This is a genomic window from Pseudomonas sp. ASL3, assembly GCF_056680425.1.
In genome coordinates, this window is sequence record NZ_CM155281.1 from 4,827,571 (window position 1) to 4,844,591 (window position 17,021).

Annotated in this window: 11 protein-coding genes; 5 read left to right on the top strand and 6 right to left on the bottom strand. The window is 60.8% G+C overall.

All coding sequences use genetic code 11. The annotated features are described in order from the left end of the window. Positions 1 to 22: 22 nt before the first annotated feature. The 3 genes from AC1MEE_RS22345 to AC1MEE_RS22355 all read left to right on the top strand — a co-directional run bounded on the left by AC1MEE_RS22345 (position 23) and on the right by AC1MEE_RS22355 (position 2,120). Complete coding sequence (locus AC1MEE_RS22345) at positions 23 to 589, top strand: DUF4136 domain-containing protein (RefSeq protein WP_480411711.1); 567 nt, start codon at positions 23 to 25, stop codon at positions 587 to 589. 592 nt (positions 590 to 1,181) lie between these two features. Beyond that, complete coding sequence (locus AC1MEE_RS22350; protein WP_480411712.1) at positions 1,182 to 1,595, top strand: response regulator; 414 nt, start codon at positions 1,182 to 1,184, stop codon at positions 1,593 to 1,595. Between the two features lie 75 nt (positions 1,596 to 1,670). After that, positions 1,671 to 2,120: a DMT family transporter gene (locus tag AC1MEE_RS22355; RefSeq protein ID WP_480411713.1), complete on the top strand. Its 450-nt coding sequence runs from the start codon at positions 1,671 to 1,673 to the stop codon at positions 2,118 to 2,120. A gap of 20 nt (positions 2,121 to 2,140) precedes the next feature. On the opposite strand, the gene pbpC is transcribed toward AC1MEE_RS22355, so the two are convergent. Continuing rightward, the gene (gene pbpC / locus AC1MEE_RS22360) at positions 2,141 to 4,453 is read right to left on the bottom strand and encodes a peptidoglycan glycosyltransferase PbpC (protein ID WP_480411714.1); all 2,313 of its coding nucleotides are present in this window, start codon (positions 4,451 to 4,453) and stop codon (positions 2,141 to 2,143) included. Positions 4,454 to 4,566: 113 nt separating this feature from the next. Here pbpC and AC1MEE_RS22365 point away from each other — a divergent pair, with 113 nt between their 5' ends. Then, positions 4,567 to 4,860, top strand: a complete 294-nt coding sequence (locus AC1MEE_RS22365) for a hypothetical protein (protein ID WP_480411715.1) — start codon at positions 4,567 to 4,569, stop codon at positions 4,858 to 4,860. Between the two features lie 152 nt (positions 4,861 to 5,012). On the opposite strand, the gene AC1MEE_RS22370 is transcribed toward AC1MEE_RS22365, so the two are convergent. Continuing rightward, positions 5,013 to 9,932 (bottom strand): alpha-2-macroglobulin family protein, encoded by a 4,920-nt coding sequence (locus AC1MEE_RS22370; RefSeq protein WP_480411716.1) that lies wholly within the window; start codon positions 9,930 to 9,932, stop codon positions 5,013 to 5,015. 304 nt (positions 9,933 to 10,236) lie between these two features. Between AC1MEE_RS22370 and AC1MEE_RS22375 the strand changes: the two genes are divergently transcribed. Further along, a complete protein-coding gene (locus AC1MEE_RS22375; protein WP_480411717.1) occupies positions 10,237 to 11,574 on the top strand; it encodes an MATE family efflux transporter in 1,338 nt (445 codons plus the stop codon). Positions 11,575 to 11,620: 46 nt separating this feature from the next. Here AC1MEE_RS22375 and AC1MEE_RS22380 read toward each other — a convergent pair whose 3' ends face one another. The 4 genes from AC1MEE_RS22380 to AC1MEE_RS22395 form a co-directional block, all read right to left on the bottom strand. Continuing rightward, positions 11,621 to 12,430 carry a DUF4123 domain-containing protein gene (locus tag AC1MEE_RS22380; RefSeq protein ID WP_480411718.1) on the bottom strand — a complete coding sequence of 270 codons (810 nt, stop codon included), beginning with the start codon at positions 12,428 to 12,430 and terminating at the stop codon, positions 11,621 to 11,623. Continuing rightward, on the bottom strand, positions 12,427 to 14,103 hold the full coding sequence (gene tssI, locus AC1MEE_RS22385; protein WP_480411719.1) for a type VI secretion system tip protein TssI/VgrG: 1,677 nt from the start codon (positions 14,101 to 14,103) through the stop codon (positions 12,427 to 12,429). Before tssI ends, AC1MEE_RS22380 begins: the two co-directional genes overlap by 4 nt. 280 nt (positions 14,104 to 14,383) lie before the next feature. Then, positions 14,384 to 16,297, bottom strand: a complete 1,914-nt coding sequence (gene speA, locus AC1MEE_RS22390) for an arginine decarboxylase (protein WP_480411720.1) — start codon at positions 16,295 to 16,297, stop codon at positions 14,384 to 14,386. A 152-nt stretch (positions 16,298 to 16,449) separates the two neighbouring features. Beyond that, positions 16,450 to 16,821: a translation initiation factor Sui1 gene (locus AC1MEE_RS22395; RefSeq protein WP_480411721.1), complete on the bottom strand. Its 372-nt coding sequence runs from the start codon at positions 16,819 to 16,821 to the stop codon at positions 16,450 to 16,452. Between the last annotated feature and the right edge of the window lie 200 nt (positions 16,822 to 17,021).

Consider the following 17,021-nt stretch of genomic DNA (forward strand, 5'->3'; position numbering starts at 1 on the left):
GAGGCTAACTGCGGAGACCATCATGAAACGCCTCGCTTTAATGTTGCTCTGTCTGGGCGTCAGCGCCTGTCAGAGCCCCAACCCTTACGTCGCCAGTTCCAACCCGTTGCCACCGGCACCGCCCCAAGCGAGCAGCGCCGTGGACCTGAGCGCCTACCCGGCGCCGACCCGCGATTACGGGCGCTATCGCAACTGGACCTGGGTCAACGGGCAACTCCCCGGCGGCTCGCCATGGGCTAACTCGGAGCAACTGGCCGAAGCGGTCAGCAACGGCCTGGATCAGCGTGGCTTGCGGCCGGCGATGAGCAATCAGCCGGCAGACTTGACCGTGAGTGCCGACACGCATCTGGAAACACGCCTGCGTCAGGTTCGCCAAGACGTCTACGATCCATACTATGGCGCTGTGCCCGTCGTACGCACGTATCAGGTGCAAGTGGTCGTGGTGCGCATCAGCCTGTTCGATAACCGAAGCGGTCAACCCGTATGGAGCGCAAGCGCTGAAACCGCAAGCGGCGGCGATGAGTCCGGCCGCGCCAAAGCCTTGCGCCAAGCCATAGCCCAAGCCCTGACCACCTATCCTCCTTCTTGACTCTTGACGGAGAACCTCATGTTCCGCCGCCTCGCTGTGCTGTCTTTCGCAGGCAAGCCTGCTCCCACAGAGAATGCGATCACCTGTACAGGCTGTGTGAAAACCTCCGCGACCGATTAACTGATTAAAAACTGACCTGAAAATCGCGTTCCTACGTGAAATTCAGGTCTGTCCAACAGCCGATCTATTTCAGAATTGACGTACGAACATGCAGTTCAGTTTTCTGTTGGGGTTTTCACACAGCCTGTGTAGGAGCAGGCTTGCCTGCGAATAGCCTGTTGACGGTAGATCCGCCAGCCGAGACCGCTTATTTCGGGCAAGGCCAACGCCAGGCACAGCACTCGCCAGCGCTGCGCCTTCAAATGAGCATCGACCGGACTTGTCCTCATCACAAAATTGGATCCATTTATCGAAAACGCCCGGCACGGTATGTACAGAGCAGGAAAGTGCGGCTACGTTTGTCCCATATACCTCAATTTGGCACATCGCTCAGTAATAGTTTGCAGGCATGGAGTAGCACGTGAACAGGCATTCGGCGGTGAAAATTCTTATCGTCGACGATCAACCACTTCAATAAAAACAGGTATTAAAAATGGCCGTCCCCTCCCCTGCACGCCAACAGCTTCTTCTGGTGGATGACGAAGAGGACGCCATTGAAGAGTTGGCCGAATTGCTCGAGGGCGAAGGCTTCAGTTGCTTCACTGCAACCTCAGTCAAAATCGCCCTTCAGCAACTGACCCGCCATCCGGATATCGCCTTGATCATCACCGACCTGTGCATGCCCGAAGAAAGTGGCGTGTCGCTGATCAAGCGTTTGCGCGAACACACCTCACGCCAGCACTTGCCGGTCATCGTCACTTCAGGCCAGGCCGACATGGAGGACGTCAGCGACCTCCTGCGCTTGCAGGTCCTGGACCTGTTCCGCAAACCCATCTACCACGTCCGCCTGCTGGAAACCCTCAACAACCTATTCCCCGAACCACGGATGGATAGGGTCGGGCAGTAGATCGCCTTCTCAGGTAAATGTCCCTGCTGATACAGCAGGTATACTGGCACTCCTTTTTTTCTATTGGAGATCGCCATGCCTGCCCCCGTCTGGTGGCTGTTGTGTTTGCCATTTGTGGCCGGCGCTTTTTTACCCTTGCAAGCCGGGATCAATGGCCAGTTGGCCAAGAATGTGTCCAGCGTGCTGGCGGCAGCGCTGGTGTCGTTTTTTGTGGGCACCGTGGCGTTGTTGATTCTGGTCCTGGTTCAGCGCGAAGTGCCGACGTTGAACGCCTTTAAAAGCCTGACCTGGTGGCATTGGAGCGGCGGGTTGCTGGGCGCATTTTTCATCACCACCGCCGCCTTCGCCGGCCCGCGCATTGGCGCAATGTTGTTCATGGCACTGGTGTTGGCCGGGCAATTGGGTATGGCGCTCGCCCTCGACCACTTTGGGTGGGTCGGCTTTCGCGAAGCCCCGATCAGCATCGGCAAAGTCGCCGGATTGGTGCTGATCCTGGGCGGGGTGTGGATGATTCGGCGGGGGTGAGGCTGCGTCTGACCCGCGATTCAATCCGCCACATCAAATTCAACCCGCGCCGTCTGCCCGCCTTCATCGAGAACGCTGAGTTGGTACCGGCCCAGTCGACTGAGAGTCGGGTTGAAACTGTCCTCATTAGCCGTGTCGGCCATGGGCACGCCATCGATAAACCACCAGCGCCGGCCACTGCCGCCCAGCGCCGAGAGTGTGAGCCGTAGCAGGTCCTTGCTGCCGGTCGGCAGACGCAGTTGATCACCTTCGCGCACACCGACTATCGACAACGGCGCAGCCAGGCTCGAGGCTTTAGGGGGGCAGTCGGGATCGCTCGGCGGCAGGCGCGCTTCGCGGCGTTCCAGACGCGGCAACCACGGCTCCAGTGGCGCAGGCCACGAGGCGATGTCCCGGGCCTGTGCATCGGGGCAATTGGCGGCGACGCGCAGGCCTTTGCCATTGACCCAGATTTTCTCCAGCAGCCCTAACCCGAGCGGTTGATCGGTGGCCTGCAAGGTCGGCGGCGTGGTGCTGTCCAGTGTCCAGGCAAAACGCTGACGTCGACAGTTCGGGTCGCTTTTATTCATGGGCTGGCCCAACGGCCAGCAGATCGCCGCGACCCCCACGTTCATCGGCACGGGTTGTACAGGAGCGACGATACCGCGCTGGCTGTCGCGGTTGATCAGCATGTCATGCACTTGCAGCATCAATGGTGCCGCCGACGCCAGTCCGAATTGCCCCGGTACCGGCGTGCCGTCCGGGCGACCGATCCAGATGCCGATCAGGAACCTCGGCCCGACGCCAATGGCCCAGGCATCGCGAAAGCCAAAACTGGTGCCAGTCTTCCAGGCCAGCACCGGGCGCTGGACCAGGTCGGCGTGCGGGTCGCGATCAGGCCGTGCCTGACCGCTGAGAATACGCCGCACGATCCACGCCGAACCGGGCGACAGCATCGGTCGCTCGCGCAGAGTGTCTTGCGGTTGCAGGCGCAGGTTGGCGCTTTTTCCGCCCCGAGCGAAAGCGCTGTAGCCGCTGACCAGATCCTCCAGACGACTGCCCGCGCCACCGAGAATCAACGCCAGATTCGGCTCGGCCAAGGGCGGCAGGGTCAGCGGCACACCGCCATTGCGCAACTCGGCGGCAAAGCGTTTCGGGCCGTACGCTTCGAGTAACTGCACAGCCGGCAGATTCAACGAAGTTGCCAATGCGCTACTGGCCGACACCGCGCCACTGAAGCCGGATGAAAAATTACCCGGCCGATAATCGCCGTAACGCCGCGGTACATCTTGCAGCAGTGATTCGGAATGAATCAGCCCGGCGTCCATCGCCATGCCATACAGAAACGGTTTAAGGGTCGAGCCGGGCGAACGCAGCGCGCTGACCATGTCGACATGGCCGAAGCGCCTGTCATCGCTGATGTCGACCGAGCCCAGATAAGCGCGCACGGCCATGCTCTGTTCCTCGACCACCAGAATCGCCGCCGACGTATGTTCCGGTAATCGCGCACGCCAACCGAGCAGCAAATCTTCAAGGCGGCGCTGCAAGGTGGCGTCGATGGTGGTACGAATCAGCGGCGGGCTGTCGGCACGGTTCAAGCGACGGGCGAGCAAAGGCGCGAGGCTCGGCTCCTGACGCGGTGCCAGCAGCAACGGTTCTTCCAGCGCTTCATTGACTGCCGATTGTGGCCAGACCTGAAACTCGGCCAGACGCTTGAGCACTTTGTCCCGCGCTGCCTGCGCGCGCTTCGGGTGACGGTCGGGACGTAAACGGCTCGGCGCCTGGGGCAGGACCGCGAGCAACGCAGCGTCGGCGTGGGTCAGTTGCAGCGGCGACTTGCCCAGGTACGCCCAACTGGCAGCGGCCACGCCCTGCAACGTGCCGCCGAAAGGTGCGCGGTTGAGGTACAGGGTGAGGATTTGGTCCTTGGACAGATGCCATTCCAACTGCGCCGTGCGCCACAACTGCCGCAGCTTGCCGGACAGGGTTCGCGGATGCGGATCGAGCAACCGCGCCACTTGCATCGACAAGGTGCTGCCTCCCGACACCACGCGGGCGCCACTGAGGTTCTGCCAAGTCGCCCGCACCAACGCCAGCGGGTTCACGCCAGGGTGTTGATAGAACCAGCGGTCTTCATAGGTCAGCAAAGCATCGAGGTAATACGGCGACACCTGATCGGTCGTCACCGGGTAGCGCCACACCCCATTGGCATCGGCAAATCGCCACAGCGGCGTGCCGTCTTCCGCCAGCACCACGCGAGCCAGATCATCCTTGGGCAGCGGCAACGGCCAGATACGGTCGGCCAGCCACAGTAAAGCGATCAGCAGCAACAGGCTGCCCATAGTCCTGCGCACAAATTTTCGCAGATTCAAGCCCAAGAGCCTTTATGATCCACGGAACTCGCCGAGCCGACCGATAGCCCAAGCGAACAGACTCCGTTCTTTATCAGCCTCATCAGGACACACACATGCAGGTAGAAAGCTTTTTCGAATGGCTCGGCCAGGTGGTGGGCGCCGTGATTCGTTTTGTTGTCGATAGCTTGGGTTGGTTGTTCAACATACTGACTCATGCCGGTGGCAACTTTGTCGAAGGCCTGTCCCGTACGCTGGGCATGAACCCCTCGCTGATCAGCATCCTGGCGCTGATCATCGGGCTGATGCTGCTGTACTCCGCCATCCGCGCCTTCATGCGTGCCTCGATCATCTCCGGCATCATCTGGCTGATCCTGGGCCTGTGGTTGTTGAGCTGGATTATTCACTGATAAAACGCCGACTACTTGTAGGAGCTGCCGAAGGCTGCGATAAGGCCGGAACGGCCTTCCGCGTGTTCAATCATGGCGCCCGCTTCGGTCGGACGCGACCCCGGGGCGATCGCAGCCTTCGGCAGCTCCTACAGTGATCCACGGTTACAGGTTTATTTCCCCTTCACCACCAACTGCGGTGGTGCGTCGCCCAAGGCCTGCCAGTTTGGCCGGTACATGGATTCGACCTGCGGCGGCGGCACACGATAAGTGCCCGGTGTCACCGCCCGCGCCAGGTACAGCAGGTGCGTGGCGGTGTAGCCGTCCAGATTCAGCGCAACCACATAGCGATCGTCGCGGAACTCCTGATGTTTGAGACCGGCGTTCTGCATCGACACGCGCCATTCCTTGACCTCGCTGCTGGCATCTTCCAGGCTGGCCGCGCTTTGTGCCAGGTTCTGGTTTTCCAGTTCCAGACCGGCCGGCAGCAAGTCCACCACCAACGCATCCGGCACCCGTTGTTTGGCTCTGACTTCGATGTGCACCAGCACCAACTCACCACTCTTTAGCGCATCGAGGTTCAGCGCCTGCCCCTTCATGCCCAGGTATTCGCGACGAATGCTCAGGTTTTCACCACCAGGTAGCGGCGGCTGCTGGGGATAACCGGAAATCGTCAGCTGTTGATACAGCGTCTGGTCACCCTTGTTCTGCACCGACAGCGGCGAGGCCAAGGTCGCGCCTTCGAGCTTGAGGCCCGGCTGATTGTTGCTCAGCTCGCGGGTTTGGTTACCGCTGCTCAATTGCGCGGTCCAGTTGGCTTCCGGCTTGCCGAGCAGACCGCGACCCGCCATGAACAGCGAGTTACGCTCCTGTGTCGACAACCACTGCGTCGCCGCCAGTTGATCGGAGAGATCAAACAGCCGCTCTTCGCGCTTGTCTGCCGCCAGGTTGTTCTCTTCGAGCAACGACAGAATCAGTGCCTGATCACGCAGCGGGCTGCCGTAGTCGGCGAGCCAGTCATTGGCTTTACGCGTGGCGGCGAGACCTGCCATCAGCGCCTGTTCGGCACGCGGCTTGTCGCCCATTTTTTCCAGTGCCACCGACAGCTGCACCAGCGGCAAACCGGAACGTGCATCGGTGCGGCGCTCGAACAGACTGCGCAAGGCACCCAGCGGCGCCTGTTGACTGCGTGCCAGCACCAGACCGGCGTAGGCCTGCACGGCGAAGCGGGTGTGCTCGGCATCCTCGCTGTAATTGACCTCGATCAGGTTGCGCTCTTGCAGGTAACGCAGCAGGCGCTCACTGGCCTTTTTCAAGGCTTCTGGCGGTATGGCAAAGCCTTGTTCGCGCGCCCGCAGCAAGAAGTCGGTGACGTACGCAGTCAGCCAATACTCCTCTTCGCCATCCGCGCCCCACAAACCGAAGCTGCCGTTGTAGCGCTGCATGCCCAGCAGACGCTCGATACCCAACTCGATCTTGCGTTTGCGATCGGCCTCCGGCTCGCCTTCCAGCCCCAGACGTTTAAGGCTTGCGGCATCGGCATAGAGTGACGGGTACAGGCCGCTGGCGGTCTGCTCCAGACAGCCATAAGGGTAGGCTTTCAGTGCGCGGATCTGCTCGCCGAGGTTCAACGGCGGACGGCTCGACACCGACAGCAGCGCTTCGCGGCTCGCCGGTTCGAAGGCCTCCAGAGCGCCTTCGGGCAAGCTCCAGGCCTGATCCTTGAGAACCGCGCGATAGTGCTTGAGCAGAGCCGGCCAGGCCGGGCGCACGCCCAGGGTCCACTCGCGACTGAACGCCGGCAGGTTTTCCTCCGGCAGGTCCAGTCCTTGCACCAACACCTTGATTTTCCCCTGCCCAAAACTGCCTTCGGCACGTACCGGAATCTGCAACGTGGTGCGCTGACCCTGGGCCAATTGCACGGTCTGGCCGGCACTGGCATTGAGCAAGCTCAGTTGCCCTTCGGTGCTGAGTTGCACGTTGAGAGTTTGCGCTTTGCCGGACAGGTTCGACAGGTCCAGCGCCAGTTGGGTCTGATCGCCGCCGGCGAGGAAACGTGGGGCCGACAGCTCGGCAATCAGCGGCGCGGCGACCACGGTTTTCGCTTCGGCCATGCCGTAACGCTCACCGGTCCAGGCCTGCGCCATGACACGCAACTCACCGTTGAAGTCCGGGATATCGACACTGACTTCGCCTTCGCCCTGCTCGTTCAACTTCACCGGCGCGCTTTGCAGAGCGACGATGGTGATGCTGGTTTGCGGAGGTTTGCCGCCCTTGTTCAATCCCGCGTCACCACCGAATGCCAGGCTGGCCAGACGGCCCTGACCGGCCTCGATCAGTTGCCCATAGATGTCCAGTTGATCGGCGCCATAGGCTTTACGGCCGAACAGGCTGGAGAACGGATCCGGCGTCGGGTATTCAGTGATATTGAGAATGCCCACGTCCACCGCCGACACCAGCACCTTCACCTCAGTCGGCACACTGCCATCGGCGTTCTTGGCGTTCAGCTTGATCTTCAACGGTTGCTTGGGCCGCATTTTTTCCGGCGCGCTGATGCTCAGGGCCAGCTTGCGCTGCGAGCGATCCAGCGGCAGGTGCAGCACGCCAACCGCCCGTTTTGGCGTGACATTGGCTTTGCGTTCGCCCGGCCGGATCACCAGCGCACTGATGTACAGGTCATGGCGTGCCCATTCCGATTTTTTGTCCAACTGGATATCGAAGGTCTTGCCCTCTACTGGCACGTCGATTTCCTGCCACCACAACGGCCCATCGCTGGATTCGAGCAACAGGTAGCCCTTGCCCGCTGCTGGGGGTGTGACCGTGACTTTGACCGTGTCGCCGTCGGCGTAAGCCGGCTTGTCCAGCGCCAGTTTGACCTGATCCGGACGCACCGCGCCGCCTTCAGTGTTGTCCTGCCAGCGGTAACCGGCCCAGAAACGCAGGCTGCTGATCATGCCGGTTTTCGGGTCCTCGACTTCGACGCGATACGGACCCCACTCCACCGGGAAGCTGACTTTGGCGGTGTCGCCTTGTTTGATGCTCAGGGTTTCTTCGTCGAGGTTCAAAAACTTCTCGTTGTAGTGATAGCTCCAGCCATCGCTTTCCGAGTAGTTCCAGTAGTAGTCGCGACGCTCGCGCACCAGCCGCACCTTGAGGTTGTCGGCGGCCAGTTTGTGACCTTCGTTGTCCGCTACCAGCAACTCGAATTCAGCCGGGCCATCACCATTGGTCTGGTCGCCGTCGAACAGCGCACGCAGTCCCGGCAGACGCTCAGCCGGCCATACCGGTTGCTCCAGACGTCGAGTGATCGGACGCCCGCCGGACTCTTGCAGGCTGGCTTGCAGAATCAGTTTCAGAGGTGACTTGGCCTGCGCCCATTTGCTTTCCACCTCGAGGGTCAGCTCGCCATTGGCATCGAGGGTGCTTTCATCCACATCGAGATCCTGGCTCAGCTCTTCTTCGGTGATCGAACCGAACTGGTAACCGGGCAACGCAGGCACCGCATCACGCAAGGGTCTGACATACAGCTGGCCGGTCAGGCGATTGCCCGAGGCCGGGGCGCCGTACAGGTAGCGACCATTGATGCTGAACTCGGCGTTGTCCGCCGGGCTGATCGGTTTATCGCTGCCCTTGAGCTCCAGCGCCAGGCGCTCGGGCAGGAAGTCTTCGACCAGAAACTCATACACCTGTGGTTTGCCATCACCCAGGTCGAAGACCAGTTGCCAGCGCCCGGTCGGCGCTTCGGCAGCCAGTTGCAGCTGATATTGATAGAGCGCTGTAGCGTCGGCGTCCCAAACGAATTTGCGGCTGACCTGTGCGTCCGGGCGACGCACTTCGACGGTAATCGGTTGCGGCTTCACGTCCTTGCCATCGCTGTCGCGCAGCAGGCCGTTGAGCAACACGGTTTCGCCAGGGCGGTACAGATCACGCGGGCCGAAGACAAAGAATTGCAGGGGATGGGCCTTGGGCCCGGTGATGTCGAATTCGGCCAGGTCCAGCGCCGCGCTGTTCAGGCGCAGCATGCTGGTCTGTTCGCCTTGGTGCGCCAGCAGCACTTCGGCCTTGGCCGGCAACGGCAACTGGGCATGCCCGGCGTTATCGGTCTTGCCCTGGCCGACCACCCGGCCCTCGGCGTCGTACAGCTCAAGCTCGATACCGTTCAGGGCCTTGCCGCCTTCCAGCGCCTGGGTGAACACGTCCAGCCGGCTCTGATAGCGATGCACCGACAGGCCGATATCGCTCAGCGTGAACAGCGTGGCCGGCAGTGAATAGTTGTAAGTACCGGAAGCGCGCATCACTGCCAGATAGACCCCCGGCTGCTGCAGCTGCTTGAGGCCGGCAATCGGCAGTAACAGGGTTTCTCGGGTGTTGCGCGCAGGGTTCAGGTCGAAGCGGCCGCCATAGACCAGATCGGCCATGGGCAGCAGCGCTTTGGATTCATAACTTTGCAGGGCGCTGCTACGACCCCATTGGCTGAGAAACGCTGGCAAGGACTCGGGCTTGATACGAAAGAACTCGACATCGACCTTGTCGACATTCAACGCGATCACTGGCAGACCTTCGGCCAGTCGGGTCGGCAACAGACTGCCACGGCTGGCGAAGCCGACGGTGGCTTGCAGGTCGCTGGTTTCCAGGCGACTGATGTATTCCGCGGCCAACTTGCCCTGATTGACCGCCAACAGCCCGGCGTCCACGGTCAACACCAGTTTGCGCTTGGGCTCAAGATGCCGCAGGCGCAGCTCCATCAAGTTGTCGGAGAGTTCCCAGGCGCCGTCGACCTTGCCGGTTTTGCTGTCGACCAGATGCAGTTTTTCCGTGAATTTCTGCTCGGGGTCCAGCGGCACGGAGAAACTCACCGACAGCGTGCTGGCGCCATCGACCTGGATTTCCGAGACATCGACCACCGTCAATTCACGACCAGCGTAGCGCTTGCTCAGGGCCGGAAGATCCAGCGCGGGCTTGGGTTTGCTCGACTCAGCGACCGTTGCGGCTGGGGTTGGCGCTGGGGCCGGTGCGGCTTTGTCTGACGTGGACGAATCGCAGGCGCTCAACAGTGTCAGCACACAGGCCAAAAACAATCCTTTGTTAAGCATGGGTCACTCATCGGAAGCAGTAGTGAAGAGATGAACTATAGAGCACCCGCATAGATCGAGCTCACCTGTAGGAGGGCCCGCCCCGTCTTCGACGCTGCGCTGTCGCGCAGCAAACTGGGGCTCGATTCTGCCCGGAGGGCGTAGGAGCTGACTTGTCTGCGAAAAGGGCCGAAGGACCTTCCAGCGGTGGTGAATTCACCATTTTTGCCAGCGCTTCGCACTGGATCGCAGACAAGTCAGCTCCTACATTTGATCCGCGCAGGCCAGACAGATTGCTACACTGCGCCGCTTCCAAGGAGCCTTGATGTCTAGATTGCTGAGCGATTGGCGCGACCGCCTCACCCATCGTCGGGTCTGGGCGCTGGCGGCACCGATGATTCTCTCGAATATTTCCGTGCCGCTGGTGGCGTTGGTCGACAGCGCGGTCATCGGCCATCTGCCGCATGCCCATCAACTGGGCGCAGTGGCGGTGGGCGCCAGCCTGTACACCTTCCTCGCCTGGGCCATGGGCTTTCTGCGCATGGGCACCACCGGTTTCGCCGCGCAGGCCGCCGGGCGCAGCGACGGTGCTGCATTGCGGCAGATCCTGTTGCAAGGGTTGCTGCTGGCACTGGTACTCGGCGTCATCGCCCTGCCGTTCAGCCATCTGGCGCTGGACCTGATGCAGCCGTCGGCCGATCTCAAGCAACTGACCCTGGATTTTTTCCATACCCGGCTGTTTGGCCTGCCCGCCGCGCTAGCCAGTTATGCGCTGGTCGGCTGGTTTCTCGGCACGCAGAACGCCCGAGCGCCACTGGCGATTCTGTTGACCACCAATCTGGTGAACATCGCCCTCAACCTATGGTTCGTCATCGGTCTGAACTGGGGCGTGGTCGGTTCGGCGCGGGCCTCGGTGTTGGCCGAATGGATCGGCGCCCTGCTCGGCCTGGCATTGACTCACAAAGGCCTGCTCGCCTATCCCGGCCAAGTCGTCTGGGCGGCACTCGCGCGGTGGCAAAGCTGGCGACCGCTGCTGGCGGTCAATCGCGACATTTTCATCCGCAGCCTGGCGCTGCAATCGGTGTTTTTCCTGATCACGGTGCAAGGTGCGCGCCTGGGCGATGCCACGGTAGCGGCTAACGCCTTGCTGCTCAACGGCCTGCTGCTGACCGCCCACGCACTGGACGGGCTGGCCCATGCCGTGGAGGCGCTGTGCGGTCACGCCATCGGCGCCCATGATCGAGGCTCGTTGAGGCGTTCGCTGACGGTTGCCGCCGGTTGGTCATTGCTTGCGAGCGTGGCATTTGCGGTGCTGTTCATGTTCGCCGGGCATCTATTCATCGAGATGCAGACCAGCATTCCAGAGGTACGCGAAACCGCTTTTATCTATCTGCCCTATCTGGCGGCACTGCCAATGGTTGCGGTCTGGAGTTACTTGCTCGACGGCCTGTTCATCGGCGCTACCCGCGCACGGGAGATGCGCAATGCCATGCTGCTCAGCGTGGCACTGGTGGCACCTATCGCCTGGCTCGCCCAAGACCTCGGCAATCATGGGCTGTGGCTGACCTTCATGCTGTTCATGCTACTGCGCGGCGTGACGCTGGGCGTACTCGCCTGGCGCCTGGACCGCAGCGATGGCTGGGTTGCCGGGCGAGGTCATTGAGGCCGGGACTGGGCTGGCCGCGGCCGTAGAGCACGACCTTCCAGGGTTACGACTGTCCACGCTGCCAATAGTTACTCAGCTCGTCAAAGCGTGCCCGCTGATTGTCTCCGGACAGATTCGCCGGGAACGATGCCGAAGGAAATCTCGAGCGCAACTCCAGCCATTCATCGAGGATGGCACTGTCATTGAACCCATGGCGCAGGCCCTCCTGAAGATGGCGAAGGGTACTGCGGTAGTGACTGCAGGTAGCACGACTCCAACAGTACGCATGCCGCTCCATCAGGCACTGTTGCAACTTTTTCTCCTGCTTGAGACTGAGTTCGGGCTCGATAGCCAACGGGGTAACGTCAAGCTTCGGATTGACCACGAATTGTTTGCCCTGATAGTCGTCCACCTTGTCTGCCCAGGTGCCGCCGAACCAGGTGATCGAGTCGATCGGTCCCAACCAGCGACTCAGCTCCTGAGCGTCCATCGCGTCGAAAAAATAGCTCGCGGTCTGTACGTTGTAATAGGTGATCAGGCTTTTGTAGTGGTCGCTGAAACGAACGGTGAGCATGCGACGCAGATGGGCCAGCAGTTGCTCCTTGGGCCCCGAGCAGACGATAAACAGGCCAGGCCAATCCTTTGCTTCACCCGGAAACACATGGCAGAACGGGCTGCCAGGCATCATATACACCAGCAGTGGGCCCTGCTCGCGGATCAGGTGCAGGTCGGTGCCCGCCAGCAGTTCGGTCCAGGTGCTGCTATCACCAAAGCGTTTTTTGAACCGATTGGCCAGACCGGGCACGCTTGGCGTATCGAGCAATAGCCATACATTGTCTGGCATCGGGGGAAAGTGGATGTTTGAGTCCTTCATTGGGCTCCCCCTTCATCAAGGCGGGTCATCGCCCGGCACGCGCAGGGCACCTTTTGGCAGTGGGCAAGACTTCCACCCGAAGGCAATTGGCAGAGCAAGACCAACGGATGACTGGCCTGTAACAGCTCCAGCAGTTCATTGGCCCGCGCCTGCTGGTCGGTCTCGTCGACTTCGCTTGCGTCGCGGTGCGGGTCGACGGCCGATAGCGGTGCAGGGGCCGCGTTGAACGCGATCTGCTTACTGTACAGCTTCAAGCTGTCCGCCCCCAGATGGACCGAGCTATCGCCAACGCTGAACATCAGCTCACTGTCGTTTTCGAACGTCAGCGTGATCCCCCCAGACAGCTCGACCCTTTGCCCGGCGCTGACAAAGGTTCGCGGATCGAGGCATATCCGTAGAGCGTTTGCACCCGGTAACGGCCCCTCATCCGTAGCGGGCTCGAAGCCGGACTCAGCAGTGGCTGCGCTGGCGGCCAGTACGGCGTCCTGACGTTGCAGGCATGCGGTCACCACCGGTTGATCAGGGTCACCGTGCACAAAACTCACCACCACCTCCATGCCGACCCGCGGCAGGTCGCTGTCATCATCGTCCTCGCCAACCAGCGCAGAAGACACGGGCACCCAGCAACTGGCGTAGTGCGCGCCGTCACCCTGACGCCCCCAATCGAACTGCACGCTGATCCGGCCCAACGGATCGCAATACACCTGATCGAAGATGGGGCCGACCACCTGCGCGCGCTGCACGCCAAACATGCGCGGCCTTGGTTGCACGGGTGAAGGCCGAAAGCCGACCTCCCAAGGCGTCGCCTGGAAATGATTGCTGTACGGCAAACGGGGGCTGCCCCCAGCGGCCAACAGCTCATCGAACACCTGCGGTTGATGGCCGCGATGCTGAACCTCAGTCAGCAGCCAGAGATGATTCCAGTCTTTTTGTGGATGCCCGCTCAACGGCAACAACAGGCCGGAGCCCAGATATGGCGAGGTGCTTTCGCCCTCGGCCCGTTCCAGAACGCGACTGCTCTCTTGCTCGCCGCTGGCGGTGCTGACCGTAAATTGACTGACCCCATGCCGTTTGGGCTCTGCCTGAAAGAAACAGGTCGGCCCACGACGGAACCCACCCTGGCTATCACCGAACACCAGCACATGGCGCAGCTTCGAATGCTGGAAATGGTAGTGGATACCCTCCTCCTCACACAGACGCTGGATGAACTGCAAATCCGATTCGTGATGCTGCGCGCAGTACATCCGTTCAAGGTAAGTGCCACTCAGTTCGAAGCGGTGCGCATCGGCGCGAATGCCGTGTTCCTTGAGCACCCTGGCAATGATTTGCGGCACCGACAGGCATTGAAAGATGCGCTGGTTAAAGCGCTGGGCGAGGCAGGCAAGTCTTGGACCCAGACTCAAACGATAGTGGGCCAGGTTCGGCCCGTGACGGCTGTGACCTGCGCCATGGATCTGGCCGTTGATCCCGGTTTTGGTGCCGGCGAAGCTCAGCCACGCCGAACGGTACATCAGGCTTTGCAGATTCAGATCGGAGGATTCGCTGACCACTTCCAGCTCAAAGGCAAAAGGCCGGCTGATCGCCTCGGTGCCGGTAAACGACAGCACGTTGAGCGTGTGGGACAGGTTCGGGATATCCAGACGAAAAAAGGGCTCGCTGACTGGATCGAACATCGGCTGTTCCTCTACTTGGGGACGGCCGGGGATTCTCGCCGAGAGATCCTTCCGAGTAGAGGGCCAGAATGCAGAACAGGAAAGAGCCTACAAAAAAACACGACAACACCTACGGCTGTCGGCGGAGGTACGACGGTCACAATCCCCTGTAGGAGCTGCCGAAGGCTGCGATAAGGTCGGGACGACCTTCAAATGCCCAACCAATACGACCGGTACCGTCGGACGCGACCCCGGGGTGATCGCAGCCTTCGGCAGCTCCTACAGGGATTGTGATGACCTCTTAAGACGACAAATACGATGACCGTGTCAGGCCCAGACGCAGAGCATCGAGGTACTGGGTACGTTCGCGTGGGGTGATCTTGGCACTGGCAACCTTGTCGCGGTAATGGTTCATCAACTCTTCGGGCGACAAGTGCACGTAGCGCAGCATGTCCTCGATGGTGTCGTGAGTTTCGATACCGGCGTGGTACACGCTGCCGTTCGGGTTCTGGTAGATGTTCACCGAGTCGGTGTCACCAAACAGGTTGTGCATATCACCGAGAATTTCCTGATAGGCGCCTACCAGGAAAATCCCCAGCAAGTAGTCCTCGCCCTCATTCAGCGCATGGACCGGCAGGCTGGTCTCGATGCTCTGCTCGTCGACGTACTGCTTGATCTTGCCGTCGGAGTCGCAGGTAAGGTCTTGCAGCACCGCACGGCGCATCGGCTCTTCATCGAGACGGTGCAATGGCAGGATCGGCAATACCTGGCCGATGGCCCAGGTGTCCGGCAGGCTCTGGAACACCGAGAAGTTGCAGATGTACTTGTCGGCGAGCTTGTCATTGAGTTCGTCCAGCACCTGACGGTGGGAACGCTGACGCGCCTTCAACGAGTTGTGCAGGCGGCGGCAGACCGCGAAGTAGCTCTGCTCGGCCAGGGCTTTCTGCGACAGGGTGATCTTGCCCTCGGCGTACTGGGTGGCGATATCACTCATGTAGTGCGTGGCGCGCCAGTAGGTTTCGGTGACCATCTCGATATCGGTCGGGCCGAGCAGGTCCACCAGCCATTGCACGGTTTCCGGCAGGCTTTCCTTGTCGTCGATCTGCGGGACTTCGTCGTTGTGGCTTTCGACGTCAGTCACCTGCACCACCAGTATGGCGTGGTGCGCGGTCAGCGAACGGCCGCTTTCGGAGAAGATGTTCGGATGCGGAAGCTGCTGCTCGTCGCAGAACTCCTTGAGCATGCCCACCACGACACCGGCGTAATCGTCCATGTCGTAGTTGATCGAACTGGCATTGCGCGAGTGCGTACCGTCGTAGTCCACGCCCAGACCGCCGCCCACGTCGATGTGGTCGACCGGCAGGCCCAGGTTGCGCAGTTCGCCGTAGTAGCGGATCGCTTCCTTGAAGCCGTGTTGATAGTCGGCCAGGTTGGCAATCTGCGAACCCATGTGGAAGTGCAGAAGGCGCACACCCTGATCCAGACCGGCCGCGCGGAAGCGTTCGACCACAGACAACAACTGCGCCGCGGACAAACCGAACTTGGATTTCTCGCCGCCGGTGTCAGCCCATTTGCTCGACGCCAGCGAAGACAGGCGCACGCGCAAGCCAACCTGCGGCGCGACCTTGAGTTCAGCCGCTTCTTCGATCACCAGCGCTACTTCGGATTCTTTCTCGATCACGATGAAGACGTTGTGACCCAGCTTTTGCCCCATCAGCGCCAGACGGATGAACTCGCGGTCCTTGTAACCGTTGCAAACGATGGTCCCGCCTTTGGGCGCCAGGGCCAGCACGGCCATCAGTTCCGGCTTGGAGCCGGCTTCCAGACCGATGGACACATCCTGCGTGGCAATAATATTTTCCACCACCGCTTCTTGCTGGTTGACCTTGATCGGGTACAACGCGGTGTATTTGCTCTGGTAGCCCAGGCGCTCGATGTTGGCGTCGAACGCGCCAGTCAGCTGACGGACGCGGTCTTGCAGGATGTCGGGAAAACGCACCAACAACGGCAGGGAAAGACCACTTTTGCGCAGCAGGGCGACCTGTTCGTACAAATCGATGGGCGAACTGTCCGGACCGTTGGGGCGAACTTCAACGCGGCCAGCTTCGTTGATTGCAAAATAACCGGCCCCCCAATGACGAATCCCATAAACACTGCGGCTGTCCGCAACTGTCCATTGGCTGCCATCGTCTTTGCGTGTGCGTCGTACGGACATCGAAGTCCCCTATAAAGAAGTCAAATAGCGTCAGCCGCGATAGGGCTGGCGCAGTGTAAAGAGTGGAAATGACGATTTGGCGCTGTATCGACAGCGCCTGCCTGCGTGGGGCAATAGACCCGGATCAGAGAGCAGAGTTTAAAAGTTGGCGGTCAACCGCCGGACTTCTTCGCTTTGAACCCCAGCTTCACCAGCTCCGTCAACAGCAGTTCGACGTGATCGCCCTGTATCTCGATCACTCCGTCCTTGAGCGCACCGCCCGTTCCGCACCGTCGCTTGAGCGTAGTCGCCAGATCTTTGAGTGCGTCTTCGGCCAACGGCACACCGGTGACAGTGGTCACCGTTTTACCGCCACGACCTTTGCTTTCGCGGCGCACACGGGCGATGCCATCCCCATCGGGGATAACGGTTTGTTTGCAGATACAGGCATCCACGGGCTGACGACAGTCGGGACAATGCCGTCCTGCGTCGGTGGAAAATACCAGACCGCCCAGGGCGGCGAAGGATGCGGCTTTTTTGGCCACCGGCAATCCTCTTGTTTGAGGACAAAGATGGGTCGGCTGCGGCGCAGCGCAAAACCGACCGCGAAGCCCCACTCAGGCAGGGGCAGCGCTACTGGGCCAATCAAAGACCCAGCTTGAAAAAGGTCGCGCAGTGTAACGGCAAAAACTGCAGATGCTAAGCGTAAATATGCGTCATTTCCGTCAAGTTTTGCGTCTAGGGT

Bases quoted from the DNA above. Each gene is read 5' to 3' on its own strand.
- AC1MEE_RS22345 (WP_480411711.1), top strand. From the start codon at position 23: ATGAAACGCCTCGCTTTAATGTTGCTCTGTCTGGGCGTCAGCGCCTGT.
- AC1MEE_RS22350 (WP_480411712.1), top strand. From the start codon at position 1,182: ATGGCCGTCCCCTCCCCTGCACGCCAACAGCTTCTTCTGGTGGATGAC.
- AC1MEE_RS22355 (WP_480411713.1), top strand. From the start codon at position 1,671: ATGCCTGCCCCCGTCTGGTGGCTGTTGTGTTTGCCATTTGTGGCCGGC.
- AC1MEE_RS22365 (WP_480411715.1), top strand. From the start codon at position 4,567: ATGCAGGTAGAAAGCTTTTTCGAATGGCTCGGCCAGGTGGTGGGCGCC.
- AC1MEE_RS22370 (WP_480411716.1), bottom strand. From the start codon at position 9,932: ATGCTTAACAAAGGATTGTTTTTGGCCTGTGTGCTGACACTGTTGAGC.
- AC1MEE_RS22375 (WP_480411717.1), top strand. From the start codon at position 10,237: ATGTCTAGATTGCTGAGCGATTGGCGCGACCGCCTCACCCATCGTCGG.
- AC1MEE_RS22380 (WP_480411718.1), bottom strand. From the start codon at position 12,430: ATGAAGGACTCAAACATCCACTTTCCCCCGATGCCAGACAATGTATGG.
- tssI (WP_480411719.1), bottom strand. From the start codon at position 14,103: ATGTTCGATCCAGTCAGCGAGCCCTTTTTTCGTCTGGATATCCCGAAC.
- speA (WP_480411720.1), bottom strand. From the start codon at position 16,297: ATGTCCGTACGACGCACACGCAAAGACGATGGCAGCCAATGGACAGTT.